The organism is Vibrio sp. NH-UV-68, assembly GCF_042940635.1.
Lineage (GTDB): Bacteria > Pseudomonadota > Gammaproteobacteria > Enterobacterales > Vibrionaceae > Vibrio > Vibrio pacinii.
Genome location: NZ_CP134976.1, coordinates 374,789 through 387,894 on the forward strand (window position 1 = coordinate 374,789; position 13,106 = coordinate 387,894).

General features: G+C 46.1%; 15 protein-coding genes. 13 read left to right on the forward strand and 2 right to left on the reverse strand.

Annotated features, from left to right (window positions below; all coding sequences use genetic code 11):
* Positions 1 to 5: 5 nt before the first annotated feature.
* Positions 6 to 938, forward strand: a complete 933-nt coding sequence (locus tag ViNHUV68_RS16155; RefSeq protein WP_391091569.1) for a Gfo/Idh/MocA family oxidoreductase — start codon at positions 6 to 8, stop codon at positions 936 to 938.
* Between the two features lie 24 nt (positions 939 to 962).
* On the opposite strand, the gene ViNHUV68_RS16160 is transcribed toward ViNHUV68_RS16155, so the two are convergent.
* Positions 963 to 1,874: a LysR family transcriptional regulator gene (locus ViNHUV68_RS16160; protein ID WP_038173510.1), complete on the reverse strand. Its 912-nt coding sequence runs from the start codon at positions 1,872 to 1,874 to the stop codon at positions 963 to 965.
* Between the two features lie 99 nt (positions 1,875 to 1,973).
* Here ViNHUV68_RS16160 and ViNHUV68_RS16165 point away from each other — a divergent pair, with 99 nt between their 5' ends.
* The 9 genes from ViNHUV68_RS16165 (at position 1,974) to ViNHUV68_RS16205 (ending at position 10,106) form a co-directional block, all read left to right on the forward strand.
* Entirely contained in the window at positions 1,974 to 3,212 is a 1,239-nt protein-coding gene (locus ViNHUV68_RS16165) for an argininosuccinate synthase-related protein (RefSeq protein ID WP_391091571.1), read from the forward strand.
* Positions 3,199 to 3,942: a 2OG-Fe dioxygenase family protein gene (locus ViNHUV68_RS16170; protein WP_391091573.1), complete on the forward strand. Its 744-nt coding sequence runs from the start codon at positions 3,199 to 3,201 to the stop codon at positions 3,940 to 3,942. The genes ViNHUV68_RS16165 and ViNHUV68_RS16170 overlap by 14 nt, the downstream gene beginning before the upstream one ends.
* Before the next feature lies 1 nt (position 3,943).
* Positions 3,944 to 4,849 (forward strand): DMT family transporter, encoded by a 906-nt coding sequence (locus tag ViNHUV68_RS16175; protein WP_038173512.1) that lies wholly within the window; start codon positions 3,944 to 3,946, stop codon positions 4,847 to 4,849.
* Positions 4,850 to 4,966: 117 nt separating this feature from the next.
* Positions 4,967 to 5,965, forward strand: coding sequence for a succinylglutamate desuccinylase/aspartoacylase family protein (locus ViNHUV68_RS16180; protein ID WP_391091575.1), 999 nt, complete (start codon positions 4,967 to 4,969; stop codon positions 5,963 to 5,965).
* Positions 5,966 to 6,089: 124 nt separating this feature from the next.
* Complete coding sequence (locus ViNHUV68_RS16185) at positions 6,090 to 7,043, forward strand: DUF4382 domain-containing protein (RefSeq protein WP_038173514.1); 954 nt, start codon at positions 6,090 to 6,092, stop codon at positions 7,041 to 7,043.
* A gap of 209 nt (positions 7,044 to 7,252) precedes the next feature.
* Entirely contained in the window at positions 7,253 to 8,023 is a 771-nt protein-coding gene (locus ViNHUV68_RS16190; protein WP_038173590.1) for an EAL domain-containing protein, read from the forward strand.
* A 171-nt stretch (positions 8,024 to 8,194) separates the two neighbouring features.
* Entirely contained in the window at positions 8,195 to 9,130 is a 936-nt protein-coding gene (locus ViNHUV68_RS16195; RefSeq protein ID WP_038173515.1) for a CorA family divalent cation transporter, read from the forward strand.
* Positions 9,130 to 9,672 carry a mechanosensitive ion channel family protein gene (locus ViNHUV68_RS16200; protein WP_038173516.1) on the forward strand — a complete coding sequence of 181 codons (543 nt, stop codon included), beginning with the start codon at positions 9,130 to 9,132 and terminating at the stop codon, positions 9,670 to 9,672. Before ViNHUV68_RS16195 ends, ViNHUV68_RS16200 begins: the two co-directional genes overlap by 1 nt.
* 38 nt (positions 9,673 to 9,710) lie before the next feature.
* Complete coding sequence (locus ViNHUV68_RS16205; RefSeq protein WP_038173517.1) at positions 9,711 to 10,106, forward strand: DUF2391 family protein; 396 nt, start codon at positions 9,711 to 9,713, stop codon at positions 10,104 to 10,106.
* 14 nt (positions 10,107 to 10,120) lie between these two features.
* On the opposite strand, the gene ViNHUV68_RS16210 is transcribed toward ViNHUV68_RS16205, so the two are convergent.
* The gene (locus ViNHUV68_RS16210; RefSeq protein ID WP_391091578.1) at positions 10,121 to 11,062 is read right to left on the reverse strand and encodes a helix-turn-helix domain-containing protein; all 942 of its coding nucleotides are present in this window, start codon (positions 11,060 to 11,062) and stop codon (positions 10,121 to 10,123) included.
* Positions 11,063 to 11,189: 127 nt separating this feature from the next.
* On the opposite strand from ViNHUV68_RS16210, the gene ViNHUV68_RS16215 reads away from it, so the two are divergent.
* The 3 genes from ViNHUV68_RS16215 (at position 11,190) to ViNHUV68_RS16225 (ending at position 13,096) form a co-directional block, all read left to right on the forward strand.
* The gene (locus tag ViNHUV68_RS16215) at positions 11,190 to 11,582 is read left to right on the forward strand and encodes a rhodanese-like domain-containing protein (RefSeq protein WP_038173519.1); all 393 of its coding nucleotides are present in this window, start codon (positions 11,190 to 11,192) and stop codon (positions 11,580 to 11,582) included.
* 116 nt (positions 11,583 to 11,698) lie between these two features.
* The gene (locus ViNHUV68_RS16220) at positions 11,699 to 11,875 is read left to right on the forward strand and encodes a hypothetical protein (protein ID WP_169739002.1); all 177 of its coding nucleotides are present in this window, start codon (positions 11,699 to 11,701) and stop codon (positions 11,873 to 11,875) included.
* 9 nt (positions 11,876 to 11,884) lie between these two features.
* On the forward strand, positions 11,885 to 13,096 hold the full coding sequence (locus ViNHUV68_RS16225) for an MFS transporter (RefSeq protein ID WP_391091581.1): 1,212 nt from the start codon (positions 11,885 to 11,887) through the stop codon (positions 13,094 to 13,096).
* Positions 13,097 to 13,106 lie beyond the last annotated feature (10 nt).

Genomic DNA, 13,106 nt, shown 5'->3' on the forward strand with positions numbered 1-13,106 from the left:
CTGACGTGAAAATCGCAATTATTGGCTTAGGTGACATTGCACAAAAGGCCTACCTTCCGGTGATAACTCAACTGCCAGGGGTCGAACTGATTTTATCGACTCGCAATGCCCAAACTCTGGCGCACTTAGCGGAGAAATATCGTATTGCCAATACTTGCCAAGATTATCGACAGGTTATTGATTTTAAACCGGATGCTGTGATGATCCATGCGGCAACCTCTGTGCATTATCAGGTCGCGAGTTTTTTCCTAGCCCATGGAATTGCGACCTTTGTTGATAAGCCGCTGGCTGATAGTGCACAACAAGTGGAACGCTTGTATGAGCTTGCTCAACTGCACCATCAACCTCTTTATGTCGGCTTTAATCGTCGTCATATCCCACTCTATAACCAATATATTCCTGAACTGGCGCAAGGCCAGATTGGGCAACTGACCTCTCTTCGTTGGGAAAAGCATCGTCATAATCTTGCTGGTGAGATTCGTACATTTGTTTTTGATGATTTCATTCATCCGCTCGATAGTATTAATTTAGACGCGCGCGCCAGTCTTGATCAAGCTTACGTCACGCATCAGTTCGACGCTGGCAAATTGGCACGCCTCGATATTCAATGGCAGTCTGGTCAGACGTTGCTTCATGCCTCGATGAATCGCCAGTTTGGTATTACCACTGAGCGTATCAGTGCGACGTATAGCAATGCTGCGTATCAATTTGATTCTTTCCATCAGGGGGAAAGGTGGCAAGCGGGTGAACATTGCTCATTGGCACTGAAAGACTGGACGCCAATGCTGACTAGTAAAGGCTTTGAGCACATGATTCTTGATTGGTTAAAGGTGGTCGAGCGTGGCCAATTAGCGTCAGATGTTATTGCGCGTAATATCGTGACGCATCAACTAGCGGACCGTTTAGTTAAGCAACTTGAGGCGCAATCGGCGAGCTAAATGCTCTCGCTTAGCGCGTTTGGTCTATTGGCTAAATCGCTGTTGTAAATATTCGACAAAGGTTTTGATCTGTCCCGGAATGAACTTAGACTGGGCATATTGCGCGACAATATTGCCCTGATAGTTCCCACCCACATGCCAGTCTGGCAATATTTCAATCACTTGACCTGACTCGATATACGACTGAATAGCAAATTCGGGGAAAACCGATATGCCAGTATGACGAATCACGGCTTCACGGCGGATTTCGCTATGGTTAACGGTAAAAGAACCTTTGACATTGATTGAGACTTTTTTCAGGTTATTGGTGAAGTCCCATACTCGATCGCGTGGGTTCTCCCCCAAGCACAAACAGTTATGGCTGGCGATATCTTCTGGATGAATTGGCGTACCGTGTTGTTCGAGATATTCAGGGGTTGCGCACATAACCAAACGGCAATTGGCTAACGGTTTGGCAATCAATCCCTCGGTGGGTTTATCAGTGATATGGATAATAACATCGACTTCGTCACCAATGGGGTCAATGTAATGGTCAGCGACTTTTAACTGGAGGGCGACATGAGGGTAAAGCTCAATAAAGTCGAGCACCATTGGCATCAGGACTTGACGAGAGAGTGCTTTGGGCGCCGCGACCCTGAGCGCACCAGAGACCTCACTTTTATCAACTTGGGCGGCTGATACCGCAAGTTTTGCCGAATTCATCATATCGCTACATAAGGCGTAAACTTCTTGCCCTGTTGAGCTTAAACGCATCTTGCGTGTCGTCCGTTCAAGTAATTTTTCTTGCAAAGCATTTTCTAATCGCGTCACTGAACGACTAACGGAAGAGGGTGAGACACCAAGCTTTTGCGCTGTTCTAGAAAAACTCCCCGATTCAACCACATTAACGAAGATCGCCATCTCAGACAGTAATGGAATAAGCTTATTTGTGTCCATGGTGCAAAAATCCTTTGCGAAATGGCTATATTGTTTCACTTAAGTTACTTATGGATACTAAATAAGTCAATGAATGACAAGATGAGTGGAAAGGACGTCGTGAAAAAAATAAGAAGTATCGAAGATATTCAAGCGATCTCACCTGCAGTGAACCATGTATTGACACTTTTTAGTGGGGGATTAGACAGCAGTTACCTACTTGAAGTACTAAAAGAGATCGATGCGAAGGTTACCGCGTTAGTGGTTGATCTCGGCGATGGCATTGATCGCGAAAACCTAGAACTGATCACCAACCATTATGGCGTCGATTTGCAGATCATTGATGCACAGCAAGAATTTGTTGAGCACAGCATCGTCTCTGCGATTCAGGCCCAAGCGCTCTATTTGGGCGATTATCCGGTCAGTTCTTCATTATCTCGGCCAATTATCATCAGTAAAGCGATCGAAGTGGCGCAGCAACTCCAGTGCGATGCCATTATTCACACCGCTAATCAATCGCAAAACAGCCTTCGACGCCTTAATGGTGCGATTGAGGCAAGTGGCTATCAAGGTTACTTCGGCTCACCATATGAGTATTCCGCATTGAGCCGAGAAGATAAAGCAAACGCGTTGTTTCACTCTGGCCTGGTGGGATTTAAATCTCGTTCGGTCAGTGGCGATGCGAATCTTTGGTGCCGCGAGTTTGAGTCAGGTGTTCTTGATGACCCTGAAGGTTTTACACTTTCTGAGTCGCTGTTCTCGTGGTCGCAGTGGCAGCCACAGCAGCAACTCGATAAACATCAAATTAAAATAGGATTTCGTAAGGGGTATCCGGTAACGATTAATGATTTGCCGATAAACCTTAGGGAAATGATTGCTTTCATTAACAACCACGTTGGCGCGTATGAAATAGGTCGTTACATCGGTTTCGACCATTTAGATGACGATGAGAAAGTATTAGAGGTGCGCGAAGCACCCGCTGCTCTTATCCTCATGAAAGCATATAAGTTGCTGGAAACAGCAACGTTACCCACAGATGTACTCAAAGCTAAAGCTATGCAAAACGAAATGTGGACTCAAGAGGCCGTAGAAGGTCGTTGGGGAAGCACTCTACAGTGTGCAAGCTATGCGTTCATCGCTCACACTGCCGAGTCTATCTCTGGCAGTGTTCTCTTCAAACTATCGCGCGGAAACGCGTTGGCGACCGCTATTGTCGCTGATAAGGCTAAGTACTTGCGTGATAGAGACCGCTGGGAAGTGGACACGGCTAAGTTACGCAGTCAGCGCACCTTAGTGATCCCTTCACCTGCTGTCGACCGCAGTTGCAACTCGGAGGTAACGTCGAATGGATATCGTTAAGAGGCCCAGAGAACGACACGCCTCAGTGATTGCTAACTTGCTCAATCAAAATAGCTATGTGTTTGTCAGTGGCAAACAGATGACCAGCATGCTCGCGACCAATGTTGATGAAGTGGTGCGGTTTAAAAGCTGTTGGCATAACCTTGAGCGTGACCAGTATATGGCCGATGGAGGCACTTATCGCTATCGACGTTACGGCCAGTTTAATAAGGGCAAACATAGCCAGCAGTTGGTGATGCTACCTCATCAAGCTTACGTTCAGCCCGCGGCGGTTAATCCACTAAATGGCGATGTGGAACGCCATTTTGAACCTTTGACTGACCGATTCATCATGTCACCAATTTTGGAAAAACTATTGCTGATGATGAGTGATGTTTACGATGGGGCGCAAGGACAAGCAACCAACTGGAATATCCGTTTACATCCATATCGAATTATTACTGATGGCCATAGTGTCGGCAAGCCTACTCCAGAAGGGTTGCACCGCGATGGCGTTACTTATATTGCTTCATTGATGATTAACCGCACCAATATCACGGGTGGAGAAACGGTGATTACTGATGACAACAAAAACGTATTGGAGCGTCTGACCTTAGATAAGAGCTTCGATATTGTGATGGCCGATGACCTTGCCACCATGCATGAAGTGTCGCCGATCACGCCAGTTTGCTTAGATAAGTGCGCGTACAGGGATGTACTCGTGATCGCTTTTACAAAAATGGAGGAATAGGATGACAACGGCTGCGGGTCAATTAAAAAAAGGAAGTTTTAGGTTTCCGTTAACCGAATCACTATTGTTGTTAGTGGCGATATTCTGGGGTACCAGTTATGGTCTAACCAAAAGTGCACTGGTTTATACTAGCGTGCTGGTATTCATTTCGATTCGTTTCTCAATCACTTTTTTATGTATGCTACCTGTAGTGATTCGAGACTTTCGCCGAGGACTCAACAAAGACTGGAAGATTGCCATACCGACCGGCTTTATTCTATCGGCGATTTTTTTCTGCGAAGTGTTTGGGGTCTCGCAGACCTCTGCATCCAATGCGGCGTTTTTAATCAGCTTATCGGTTATCTTAACCGCTTTTGCCGAGTTGATTATTAACAAAAAGCGCGTCAGTAATACCTTGTGGTTACTGACCGTATGCAGTGTGGTTGGTGTTCTGCTGCTGACCAGTAATCAAAACATTGAATTATCTTTGAACAGCGGTGACTACTTTATTCTCGCCGCCGCCTTATTGCGCGCTTTAATGGTGACATTAACCAAGCGTTTTACTGAAGGGAAGGCGATCACCACGACCACACTGACCTCATTGCAATCTTTGGTGGTCGCGGTTGTTGCGATCAGCTGTGCTTTGATTTATTTGCCCGCGTCACAGATAGTGATTCCAACCAGTAGTGAGTTTTGGATGACGCTGGCCTATTTGGTGGTATTTTGCACACTGTTTGCGTTTTATGTTCAAAACTACGCCGTACGACGTACCTCACCCACGCGCGTGTCGTTGTTGATGGGCAGTGAACCACTGTTTGGCGCTTTGTTTGCCATGATCTGGTTACAAGAGTCGCTCGGTGTTATGCAGTTGATTGGTGGAGGACTGATTCTATTTAGTGTTGTTGTGACATCAACCAAAGAAAGCTAAGTGGTCAGCATTTTCAACCTCTCAAGGCTACTCAAACTGGGCGTTCCATATTAGAGTAGCAAGCAGAGTAACCTAAGGCGGGTGATGGATACCCGCCTTTTTGCTGTGAGGATGAAAATGACCAAGCCGTTAAATCAATCAATTGTTCCCATGTACCCGACCTTGCAAGCGCTGGACGTCAACGCGCTGGAGCCAGGTGAGCATAAGTTTTGGTTTGCCGTTGCGACCGATGCGATAGGCCATCCACAAGCCTTGCCTGTTCGAGTGTTTAAAGGCGTAACACCTGGTAAGCGGATTGTAATTACGGCGGGTGTCCATGGTGATGAGCAAAACGGTATTCTCACCGCGCAGCAAGTTGCGCGTGAGCTCGAAGGACAAACCATAAGTGGTTGTATCACTATCGTGCCAGCGGTTAACTTATCGGGTATCGCGCGCCATAGTCGCGACTTTCACTCTGCAGCGCCTGATAGCTCTTCGTCTAACCTAAATCGTTTGTTTCCTGGTAACCCCAATGGTGATGATGCCAGTCGCTACGCGCATAGCTTATGGGAGAACTTACTCAAGCCTAATGCCGATTTGGCGATTGATCTTCACTCACAGACCAGTGGCAGTGCGTACCCGCTTTACGCGTTTGCTGATTATCGACTTGCAGATGCCTTGCGTATGGCGAGGCTAATTAACCCAGATGTCATTCTTAACGATCCTGGCGATCCGGGCATTTTGGAAACCGTCTACAACCGAGCAGAGATTCCATCGATCACGATTGAAGTCGGAGTAGGGCGCTACACTGACCTGACCATGGTCGAGCGTGCCACACAAGGGGTACTCAATGTATTGCGCGCGTATGAATTGCTTGAAGGTCAGGTCACTGAGAATAACAATGCTTGCATTGAAGGAAGCCAGATTACCAGCGTTCGGGCCCCGCAAGGGGGCTTTGTTCTGTGTCATGTTGCGTTGCTAGAGCGAGTTGAGCAGGGGCAGAAACTTGCAACGCAATACAATAGTTTTGGTGATGAAATCTATAGCTACTTTGCGCCATCCAATGGCACGGTTATCAGTCACAACGTCGAATCGGTGCGCGCTCCAGGCTCTTTAGTGGTTAGATTGATCGCGTAATGTCAGCTGACGGTCAGTTCTGTTGCTATGGTGTTACTCTTGCTTATTGGCAACTTTGTTATGACATGGTTCTGACGAGGTACGCCTAAAATCGTTGTTTTTGAACATTGAATAAATAGTCGCAATGAAAACAAAAATAATGATTTTAAGTGCCTTAGCAGTGGCATTAACGGGTTGTAATGGCTCTGAGTCTGATCAACCTGCCATGACAAAAGTCTCTTTTAGCGTCTCTGACGCGCCGGTTGATAGCGCAAGTAATGTTGTTGTTGCATTCGATGCACTTGAATTGGTGCACGAAAATGGCACGCGCTACTATCTTGATGTCGTTGATAGTGAGCAAAATGAAGGCTATCAACAAGTTGATTTACTCGCCTTTCAAGGTTCTGACGCTAAGATGATTCTTTCTGACCAAGAAATTGCGGTTGGCAAGTATAAAGAGCTGATCATGCATACTCGTTCAGGCTTACCTCTGAGTTGGGTTAGTGATGTCAATAGTGGAGACTTTGAGCTGAAAGTGCCAAGCAACAAGTTGAAACTAGGAGGCTTTGAGACCAGTGAGCAAGCAGTGCAAGCTTTCACTATTGAGTTTGACTTAAGACGTGCGCTGGTTGAACGCAGTATTGGTTCAAATAAGGGCTATAACCTTAAGCCGCATGGGGTGACTATTGTTGATAACAGTGCCGCGGCTTCGCTAAAAGGTCAGGTTGACGTCGCACTATTTAGTGCTGGTGATTCTTGTGATGCTAATAGCGGAAACTTTGTCTACCTGTACCGCGGTCATGGTCACTCGAACGATAGTTTGATTGATAATGTTGATGTGGAATACAACGAGGTTCAGTTACCTGAGAACTACGTCGAGCCTTATGCGTCAACCGATGTCGATGACAATGGTCAATATGCGTTTAGCTATCTGCCTGCTGGCGACTATACAGCGGCATTCACCTGTAACGCGGTGGCTGATGACCCTGAGCAGTACAATCCTGAAATCATCATCGCCAATCCAGCCGATCAAGCCATCGAAGTGACTCTGCCAGCCACTCAAGAAGTGACTCTCGACTTTAAAGAGACGGTTTTGTAAGCTTTTTTATCTTAAAGTTAACTGTTTTAAGGCTGCATCTTGCAGCCTTTTTTACCGGTGAACTTAATAGGTCAATGAAGTAAAGTGCTGATAGTAAGACAAAACTATTTTTTGTTGTCGCTAACGCTATGGCTATCGAACCGTTACATCTCGCGCTTTTTTGGTCTATCCTGCTAAGAGTTGAGTTGGTTTAAGGTCAAAAAAGAATGATGCCTCAAGATGTCCAAGCGGAATTTCCCGCTAAATGCGAACAATGTGAATGTCACAAATCAAAAATGAGCGATTTTACCATGGCTTTTCAGCCGATTTGGGATTTAAAGCATGAGAAGTTATTTGGCTACGAGGCATTGGTTAGAGGGGTGAACAACGAGTCTGCTTATGATGTCCTTTCGCAAGTTAATGATGAGAATAAGTATTACTTTGATCAGCAATGTCGCGCTAAAGCGATCAAACTGGCTGCAGAGTTAGGCTTAGACTCAATTTTAAGTATTAACTTTTTGCCTAACGCCGTCTACGAACCCAAACGTTGCCTCGCGACGACTTTAAGGTTAGCTAAAAAGTACGATTTTCCTACTCAACGAATTATGTTTGAGTTTACTGAAGTCGAGAGAATGCGTGATACCGAGCATCTTAAAAACATTATTCAGTGTTACCGTGATTTAGGCTTTCTAACCGCAGTAGATGATTTTGGTGCGGGCTATTCCGGTCTGAGCTTATTGGCCGACTTTCAGCCCAACATTGCCAAACTAGACATGGCATTGATCCGTAATATCGATTCATCCAATAGCCGACAAGTGATCGTTAAAAACTGTGTTTCGATGTTCAAACAATTGGGTATTACCGTGTTAGCGGAAGGGATCGAAACAGTTGAAGAACTGGCGTTTTTAAAATCCCTTGATGTGGATTTAATTCAAGGCTATTTGGTGGCAAGACCTGGCTTTGAAACACTACCTCAACCCGATCTCGATAAACTGCTCTAGTCCAGATCCATTCAACCTTACTCATTTGATCGGTCGTCTCTCGTCACCAACGAGAGCTTAACGATACTCGCTCGATGAAGTTATTTGTTTTGCTTGGAAATTTATTGCACCGAGTCGATTTTTCATTCATATATAAGCTGACTCAACTATTCGCCATGCCAAGGACGCGTTATGAATGACTTTATTATTTCTCGATGGGATTTTTCATCGGGTACTGCACAACTTGAAGCCAATCAAGCACAGCGTATCACTGCAAAAAACTGGTACCACTGTCAGCGTGATCAACCGGGATTGCGCGAATGGCTCATGGAAAATCAAATCCCTGAGGGTATCGTTGATTCATTGTTGGCGGATGATACTCGCCCGCGCTTTGAAAGTTATGACGATGATAACTTTTTAATTATCTTGCGTGGTATTAACCTCAATCAGGGGTCAGAGCCTGACGATATGCTGAGTCTGCGTATACTCTGGTACAAGGGCGCACTGATTTCGACTCGTAAAGTGCCGTCGCGCGCGGTTTCAACGCTTATTAATCGATTGGAACAGGGCAAGGGGCCCAACAGCCTTGATGCGGTGTTAATGTCGATGATCAATGGTATTAACCGCCTTATTGCTGATTTTCTGACCCCGATAGAAGACAAGATCAACGAACTTGAAGGCGAGGAGCAGGCCAGCCTTAATACGCTCAATCAGCTCCACTTTCGTTTGCTTAAATTACGCCGTTACCTCAAGCCGCAGCGTTATGTGTTTGAAGATTTGATCAGTGCCGATCTCGTGATGTTAACCAATCAGAAAACCCAAGTGAAAAATGGTTTGGACCTGATTTTGCGTATAAATGAATCCATCGAGTTCTATATGGATCAGATCAATCACCAATTGGCGAACTTGGCTCAAAAGCAAAGTGAAATCATGAATCGAAATACCTACCTTTTTTCGATTATTGCTGGCATCTTCCTTCCCGCCAGTTTCTTTACTGGATTGCTTGGGGTTAATATCGGTGGGATGCCGGGTGTTGATAGCCCGATGGCATTTACCCTATTTTGTATTGCTTTAGTTATCGTCAGTGTAATTGAAGTGGTGATACTGAGAAAGTTGAGGTTTATTTAGTGGATGAGTTTTTCCCGCTGACTTTGGTAAGCAAGCAAGCGTTGTTAGCTTGCTTATTAATTGTCGGCTATCTGGTGCTGCGACGTATAGGGCAGCGTGGGATTACTAGGTTAGCCAGTAATAAGCGCGTATCGCTTGAAAGGACAAAGTTTGTCACTAAGGCCTTCAACTTGATGGCGTTTATTTTATTTGTTTCGTTTTTTACCATTATTCTTGACCTAGGCTTTGGCGATATTTCTCTATTTCTGTCGTCGATATTCGCTGTGCTCGGTGTGGCGCTGTTTGCCCAATGGTCTATTTTAAGTAACCTGACCGCCAGCATATTGATCTTTTTTGTCTTTCCTTATCGTATTGGCGATACGGTTAAGGTGGCCGAAAAGGATGAAGATATCAGTGGCGTGATCATCGATATCACCATGTTCCATGTGATTTTGCGTCATGCCAATGGCAACATCATTACATACCCGAATAGTCTGATTTTGCAAAAAGGCGTGACTAAAGTTGTGCCGAAAAACTTACCAAACTCGGCCGCCGAAGAGTAGCCACTTGGCTGGTTAAACTACTGAGTAAAGAGATCGTCATGAAATTGAGCTTTAATTTTGAAGATGCTGGGCAAATTTTTGTCGGCGCTTTTGCGCTGGCGGTACCGATCTCTTTTTCGGAAGAAGCGTGGCGACTGGGAGAGACGCTGCCAACCAGTAACTTATTAATGTTAATGACCTTGTCACTGACATTTTTGACTTTGTTTACTTATGAGAGTGTCTTTCAACGCGATATTCAACACCGCAAAGGCGTGTTTGTTCTGCGGATTGTCTCGGCTTATGTCATGGCGGCGTTTGTGGTGGCGTTGGTATTAGTGTGTATCGACAAACTTCCCTTGGTTGATGATCCCGTGACATCGTTAAAGCGAGTGATTGTCATCGCCATGCCCGCGTCTATGGGCGCGATAGTGGTTGATAGCTTCGATAAAGAGTAATCCTCTAGTCAAGGTTAATTCATCTCACCAAATTGTTTGCGATATTGCTGCGGCGATACTCCGACCAAACGGCGAAAGTGATGGCGAAGTGTCGTTGCGTTGTCAAAACCTGATATGGCGGCTAATTGCTCGATTGAGTGCGCTTGTTGTTCCAATAATCCTTTCGCCCTTTCTATGCGCTGCTGAATCAACCACTCTTTCGGCGAGAGGTTAAAGCTGGCGCGAAATTTACGATCAAAGGTGCGTCGTGACATATTGGCCTCCCGGGCCAATTCATCGACATTAATGTTTCTATCGAGATGACTATTCGCCCAATCTATCGCCTGAGCAAATTGGTTTGGCACGGCGAGTAATGGTGTATCAACAAATTGTGCTTGCCCCCCAAGGCGGTGCGATGACACAACCAGTCTTTTGGCGACCTGATTGGCAACATGATAACCAAAGTCTTGCCTGATCACGGCCAACCCAAGGTCAAGGGCGGCGGCGCTACCTGCCGAGCAGCCAATATTGCCATCAAACACGTACAACACATCAGGTTGGTAATCAACTTGCGGAAACTGTTGGCAAAAGCGTTGCTGATACATCCAGTGGGTAGTGGCTTTTCTACCGTTTAGTAACCCAAGCGTACCAAGCAAAAAAGAACCTGAACACAAAGTGAGCACTCGCTTACCCGAATCCACAAATTGCCTAACCTGCTGGCTAATTGCGGCTGGGGTCGGGTAGTCCCATGTCGGCCAACCTGGAATCACTAACGTGTCATACGCTTCAAGGCTAGAGATACTCGTTACGTTGAGCGAGATATTCCCTGTCGTGTTGATCTCACCTTGTTCTAGGCTAACGACGTCGGTTTGATACCAGGTGGTAAATTCCGGGCGTGGCAGCGCAAACAGTTCAATCGCGCACGACATTTCAAATAAGGTCAGGTGAGAGTGAGCGAGAATCGCAACGTTATGCATCTTAAGATCCTAAGATAAAGTGATGTTGGCTTAAAGTTAACGATAACTGTCTTTTAAGCCAATGTCACCTCGTCTGATTTGCGTGCATGATAATGATTCATTACCACTCAGGGAGAGGAGCATTATTATGACAAGCGCAGTATCACGAATCACAGCAGCCCCCAGCCAGCAGGCATTGGCGCACTTTGAATCATTATTGAAGTTTGAGACAGACTGCTGGGATGTGCACCACGCGTTAACCAACCACAGCCAAGACTTTATTCTGGTTGATGTCCGAGGCGCTGCGTTGTACGACGCTGGGCACATTCAGGGCGCTATCAATATTCCTCATGCACGACTTAACCACAAGCAGCTCGAGTCTTACCCGAGTGACACGCTATTTGTTGTTTATTGTGCCGGGCCGCATTGTAACGCCACCGAGAAAGCGGCGATTCGCTTAGCTAAGTTAGGCCGTCCAGTTAAGAAGATGATCGGTGGTGTGACTGGGTGGCAAGATGAAGGATTTGTACTGATCTCGTAAGGGTATCAACAGCACTATGCGTCTTATACATAGCACTATTGTAAAAATGTCATTTGAGTCATCGAGTGCCAGTCTCTACACTTCGCGCTCTTTAAAAACCGCTGAGAGGATCCATCATGTTTTCTCAATCACTTTTCGCTCAGCTAAGCAGAATGACGCTATTGCTGGTTCTGTCATTAATTGTTGTGCATCACTCGCCAAGATTGCTGACGTTGTTAGCACAGCAAGCCATAGACAGTGGTTGTCACCAGACCACCCACAGTGAAGCCAATCATTCTCACCATCATCATTAGGGTAAAGCGATGAGTATTTTTCGATTTCCACCGATCGTTTGGCTCGGTATTGCCATTCTGATTGTCTGTCTTGGTATCAGACAATCATTTGGTATTTTTATGATGCCAATCTCGGACTATTTTCACACAGGACGTGAATTCTTTAGCTTCGCGATTGCGCTGCAAAACCTATTGTTTGGCGTTTTTCAACCCTTTGTTGGTATGGCGGCCGATCGTTTTGGGTCAAAGCGAATTATTATCCTTGGCGCCATCAGTTATGGTTTAGGTCTATATTTGACCTCACTTGCCATGGCGCCGAGTGTTCTTTATCTCACTCTGGGGGTTCTCGTTGGCCTTGGTTTGAGTGCAACCAGTTACGTTATTGTGCTCGGAGCGGTCGCTAAAGTCGTGCCTGCAGAGCATGCTGCTAAAGCATTTGGTCTTACCACGGCGGCGGGCTCGTTTGGTATGTTTGCCATGATCCCGGGCGCGCACACCTTGCTCAGTGAGTTTGGCTGGCAAGGGGCGCTGCAAGTGTTTGCGCTGTTGTGCACGACTATGATTGTGTTTGCGCTGTTTATGCGTACCAGTCAATCGTCTCACAATCCAACCATGCAAAGTCATGCAGAGCAGCAACAAACACTACGACAAGCGCTGACACAAGCGTTTGCCCACAAAGGTTACTGGTTAATTCACTTAGGTTTCTTTGTCTGCGGCTTTCACGTGATGTTTATAGCGACGCATTTGCCAAGCTATTTGGCTGATAAGCAGTTACCCGCCTCGACAGCAGCAATGGCGTTGGCGTACGTGGGCATTTTTAATATCTTTGGCTCGTATTTTTGGGGAGTAATGGGCGATAAATTTAATAAGCGCCATACGATGTCCGCGCTCTATTTGATGCGCACTTTGGTTATAGCGGCGTTTGTGACCCTGCCTGTGACAGAACATACTGCGGCGATATTTGGCGCCGCGATTGGGTTTTGTTGGTTAGGCACGGTGCCGCTAACGTCGGGCTTAGTACGTCAGATCTTCGGTGCGAAATATTTATCGACTTTATACGGCTTGGTGTTTTTTACCCATCAGGTGGGCAGTTTCTTAGGCGCTTGGGCAGGTGGCCGAATCTATGACTACTACGGTTCTTATGAGCCAATTTGGTGGTCAACTGTGGTGTTGGCGTTTGCCGCGGCCTTGATTCATTTACCGATCAATGACCAACCTGTGCGTCAATTAGAAACGGCGTAATTAACCTTGT